The 706-nt window shown below is 41.1% G+C and carries 1 protein-coding gene; it reads left to right on the top strand.

Features of this window, described 5'->3' with window-relative positions; genetic code table 11:
• A partial coding sequence (locus tag JNK74_28905) for a hypothetical protein (protein MBL7650201.1) occupies window positions 1-346 on the top strand: 346 nt, incomplete at its 5' end.
• Window positions 347-706: the final 360 nt, after the last annotated feature.

Here is a 706-nt window from a genome sequence, read left to right on the forward strand (position 1 = left end):
AGTAGCCCTGATAGCGGTATTTGCAGGGCTTTATTTCACCCGCAAAAGCAATCTGGTAACAGCTAAAGAAATTATTACTAAAACCGATACTGTTTATATCCCTAAAATATTAATGGATACCATCCGAATAAAAGAGAAAGTGGTGGAATATATTGTGCAAAATGCCGGGAATAAAGGTTCATTCAATGCACCAAATTTTGCCAGTAACACACCGATAGAAATCAGTGTCATTGAAGGTTTGCATATCACCACGCTGGCGGATTATGGAGCTACGGAAAAGAATAAATCCAGGAATAGTATTGCGGGTGATAAATTGGTGGATACTTTTGCATTTGTGCGATACTGAATTACTGATTAAAGAACAGCCAATTGTGAATTGTGAATTATGAATTGTGAATTATAATCCGCCCACCTTTGGTGTGGCGGAGTGAATTGTGAATGCTTGCGCAACTCAGCTTTAGTGCTCCTATACTCAACGGGCATTCCTACGCAATGTAAGCTAGCTGTTAATCCGCCCATGCAATGCGGCGGAGGCTGCCTGGCTGTTAATACTGTCAACTGTAAACTGTAAACTAAAAAAGGCTGTTCAACTCATCACTCCTAACTTCTAACTCTTAACTTGGCTGTTAAAAAGGCTGTTGCCAGTCCCCATTCCCTATTTCACTCATCAATTCCTTACCTTTGCGGCCCTTTATGTGGTCGCAGT

The sequence above is a fragment of the Candidatus Hydrogenedentota bacterium genome (assembly GCA_016791475.1).
In the GTDB taxonomy this organism is placed as follows: Bacteria; Hydrogenedentota; Hydrogenedentia; order Hydrogenedentales; family JAEUWI01; genus JAEUWI01.